We start from the raw sequence: 4,144 nt of genomic DNA, 5'->3' as shown, positions 1-4,144 counted from the left end.
CCGCCCCCCGCGGGCGGCGCGTTTATCTGCTCGCCCCCCCCCCTATTCTCCCCCCCCCCCTCCGCCACAACCCCCCCGCGGGCCCCCGGGCGCCCCCGGGCACCCGGGCGCCCCGTCCGGTAACCGGCCCCGGGACGTGGTCCCCGCCACGATGCGCGGTCGGCGACAATGAGACCGCCGCCGCGGCCCCCTCGCCGGCCCGGGCCGGACACCCACCCCTCAGCGCGCAAGGACCTGACACATGGACGTGACCGACGTCGCCACCGCCCGGCAGCACCCGGTCGGCCTCGCCGAGCTGGCGCGCATCCCGTTGCGACGGTGGCGGACCGTGCTCGCCCTGGCGGCGTCGGTGCTGGTGGCGGTGCTGGTCTACCTGTTCGTGCTGCCCGCCAGCTACACCGCCACCACCTCGGTGGTGGTCCGGCCGGTGGTCACCGACCCGTTCTCGGTGCCCTCCGGGGGCGCCGACCGGGCGGTGAACATGACGGCCGAGAGCGGCATCGCGACCAGCAACGAGGTCATCGACAAGGTCGCCGCCATCACCGGGCGGGACACCGAGGAGGTGGCCGACGCGCTGCAGGTGGAGACCCCGGTCGGCGGGCAGGTGATGCGCTTCGAGTACGCGGCGCACAGCGAGCGGGAGGCCGTCGACGGCGCGAACGGGGCGGCCCAGGCCTACCTGGACCTGCGGCGGGGCATCTACGAGAACCAGCGCGCGGCGGTGCTGAAGTCGTACGACGACACCATCGCGGTGGTCACCGCCCAGCGCACCACCACGCAGAAGTCGCTGCCCGAGAAACAGCCGGCGGACAATCCCGCGCCGCGGACCAGTGCGCTGCTGGACCAGTTGCGCGCGCTCAACGACCAGCTCGCCACGCTCGCCGAGCAGCGCTCCAAGATCGCCTCCGCGGACCTCAGCCCCGGCTCGATCACCAGCGCGGCCCGCGCGCCCGTGCCGTCCAGCCGGGACGACGCCCCGCTGCTGCTCGTCGGTGGCGTGCTCGGTGGCCTGCTGCTCGGCGGGCTGGTGGCCTTCGTCCGGGAATCCCTGGACCGGCGGCTGCGGACCACCACGGAGGCGGTGTCCGCGATCGGCGCGCCGCTGCTCGGCACCGTCCGCCGGACCCGGGGCGGCCAGCCCGACGAGGCAGACCTGCGCTATCTCGCCCTGGCCCTGGCCCGCTGGGTGGACGGCCCGCAGCGCGGCCCGCTGGTGGTGCTCTCCTCCGCCACCGACGAGGGGCGCGAGCAGGTGACCGCGGGGCTCGCCGCGGTGCTCGCCGCCGGCGGGCACGAGGTGCGGCTGGGGGTCACGCCGGAGAGCCTGGACCGGATCCGCCCGCTGATGCTGGACGCCCAGCGCCGCAACCCGCCGGTGGAGCCGGCCCCGGCCACACCGCCCCGGCCCCGGCCAGCCCCGGCGGCCACCCCGGTCGGCACCGGTGGCCCCGCCACCCCGGGCGGCGGCGACCCGGAGGAGACCGCGGTGATCCCGGCCGTGCGCAAGCCGCGCCCGTTCCCCACCGCAGACGCGAAGAACGGCGGCGTCTACCGGTCCACCACCACCGAGGACAACACCCAGGTCATCCCGGCCGCGCGGCCCGCCGGGACCGGCACCCCCACCCGCACCGACGGCCAGGAGCTGCGGATCGGCGCGGGCAGCGTCCGGCTCGTCCCGCTCGACGCCCCACCGGCGGGCGACGGCCTCACCCTGCTCGACGCGCCGCCCGCGCTGCACGACGAGCGGGGCGTACGGGCCGCGCGGGAGGGCCGGGCGGTGCTGGTGGCCGCCCGCGACCGGACCCGGCTGCCCCAGCTGGCCCGCCTGGTCGAGCGGCTGCGCTCGGTCGGCGTCGAGCCGTTCGGATTCGTGCTGACCGGAGGCGACCGTGACTGACCAGGACCGGGCGGCGGCGACGGCGTGTCCGCCGGTGACCGTGGTGGTGGCCACCCGGGACCGTCCGGGCCTGCTGGAACGGGCCGTCGGCGCGGTGCTCGACCAGGACTACCCCGGCCCGGTGGAGTGCCTGGTCGTCTACGACCACACCGACATCCGGCCGCTGGACGTGCCGGTGCCGGCCGGCCGGACGCTGCGCTACGTCACCAACAGCCACTCCCGGGGCCTGCCGGGCGGGCGCAACACCGGTGCGGCGGAGGCGTCCCACGACCTGCTGGCCTTCTGCGACGACGACGACCACTGGCTGCCCGGCAAGCTGCGCCGTCAGGTCGAGCTGCTGGCCGCCCGGCCGGACGCCGCCGCGGTCAGCTGCGGCATCCGGCTGCAGGGCCCGGGCATCGCCAAGGACCGGCAGCTCGACAGCGCCGAGGTGACTCTCGCCGACTTCGTCGAGGACCGGATCATGGAGGTGCACTCCAGCACCATCCTGCTGCCCCGGTCCACCTGGGACGCGGTCGGCCCGGTCGACGAGGAGCTGCCCGGCGGCTACGGCGAGGACTACGAGTGGCTGCTCCGGATCGCCGCGCACGGACCGGTGGTCATCGTGCCCGAGGTGCTCGTGGTGGTCGACTGGCACGGCGGCTCGTTCTTCTTCGGCCGCTGGGCGATGATCGTCGAGGCCACCCGCTACCTGATCGACAAACACCCGGAACTGGCCGGCAGCCCGACCGGCCTGGCCCGGCTGCACGGACAGATCGCCTTCGCCCTCGCCTCCGGGCGCCGGCGCCGGGAGGCGGTACGGGAGCTGGGCCGGGTGCTCCGGCTCAACCCGCGGGAGAAGCGCGTCCTGGTGACCGTGCCGGTGGTGCTCGGTGTGCTCTCCGGGGAGCGGGTGCTCCGGCTGGCCCAGCGGACGGGGCGGGGTGTCTGACCGGGCGACCGGGACCACCGCGCGGCCGGTGACCGGCGGCGCCGCGCGGCCCGCGCCCGGTCCGCCGCCGCTGCCCGTCTGGCCGCTGACCGCCATGTTCGCGTTGATGCCGCTCTGGTGGGCGCTCGGCGCGTTCTATCTCGGCTGGTCGGTGTTCGGCGTCGCCCTGCTGGCCCTGCTGGTGACCCGCGGCCGGGTGCCGCTGCCCGCCGGCACCGCCTGCTGGCTGGTCTTCCTCATCCTGGTGCTGCTCAGCGCCACCCGACTGGACCGGGCCACCGCGTACCTGACCTTCGGGCTGCGCTACGGCTTCCTGGTGACCGCCCTGGTGGTCTGCGTGTACGTGTACACCCTGGTCCGCGAGGGCACCTCCTGGGACCGGGTGCTGCGCCCGCTCGGCTGGTACTGGCTGGGCGTCGTGGCCCTGGGCTGGCTGGCCGTGCTGGTGCCCACCCTCGTGCTGACCACACCGGTGGAGCTGGCCCTGCCGGCCGGGGTGGCCGGCGAGCGGTACCTCCAGGCGCTGACCCATGTGCACGCCAACGAGTTCAACCCGCTGTCCCGGGCGCCGATCTACCGCACCGCCGCGCCGTACCCGTACACCAACAACTGGGGCACCGCGTACGCGCTGCTGGTGCCCTGCGTGCTGGCGTACCTGACCTCGGTGCGGACCGGGCGGTTCCGGGTGGCGCTGTGGGTGTCCCTGCCGCTGTCGGTGGTGCCGGCGTTCCTGACCCTCAACCGGGGCATGTTCCTCGGCCTCGGCGCCGGCCTGCTCTATCTCGCGCTGCGCGCCCTGGTCCGGGGCAACGCGCGGCTGATCGTGTCGATCGGCGGGCTGGTCCTGCTGGTCTGGATCGTCAGCCTGGTCGTCCCGGTGCAGGAGATGATCAACGCCCGGGTCAGCAGCACCGACACCAACGTCGACCGGATGGACCTGTACGTGCGGACCTGGCAGGCGGTGGAACGCTCGCCGCTGCTCGGTTACGGCGCGCCGAAGAGCGTGGACACCACGCTGGCCGAGGAGCCGCTGGGCACCCAGGGGCTGATCTGGCAGATCCTCTACAGCCACGGCATCCCGGCGCTGCTGGTCTTCCTGAGCTGGCTGGTGCTGGTCGCCCGGCGGCTGGCCGCCGCGGTGTCGCCGGCCGGGCACTGGCTGAGCACCGTACCGGTGATCGCGCTGGTGGTCATCCCGGTCTACGCGTACATCGACCCGAACCTGTCACTGATCTTCTTCGCGGTGGGCGCCGGGCTGGCGGCCGTCGCCGGGCCGGTGAACCGGGCCGCGCTCGGCCCGTCCCGCCTGGCCGGGC

The 4,144-nt window shown here is 75.2% G+C and carries 3 protein-coding genes; all 3 read left to right on the top strand.

Annotated features, from left to right (window positions below):
- The first annotated feature begins 241 nt into the window (after positions 1-241).
- Positions 242-1,897 (top strand): lipopolysaccharide biosynthesis protein, encoded by a 1,656-nt coding sequence (locus ACWEVO_RS31655; RefSeq protein ID WP_452311127.1) that lies wholly within the window; start codon positions 242-244, stop codon positions 1,895-1,897.
- The gene (locus ACWEVO_RS31650) at positions 1,890-2,828 is read left to right on the top strand and encodes a glycosyltransferase family 2 protein (protein ID WP_452311126.1); all 939 of its coding nucleotides are present in this window, start codon (positions 1,890-1,892) and stop codon (positions 2,826-2,828) included. Before ACWEVO_RS31655 ends, ACWEVO_RS31650 begins: the two co-directional genes overlap by 8 nt.
- A partial coding sequence (locus ACWEVO_RS31645) for an O-antigen ligase family protein (RefSeq protein ID WP_452311125.1) occupies positions 2,821-4,144 on the top strand: 1,324 nt, incomplete at its 3' end. The genes ACWEVO_RS31650 and ACWEVO_RS31645, both read left to right, overlap by 8 nt.

It is taken from the genome of Micromonospora sp. NPDC003776, assembly GCF_053605645.1.
The sequence above is the reverse complement of the archived record's forward strand: the minus strand, read 5'-3'. Positions and strand labels throughout refer to the sequence as shown.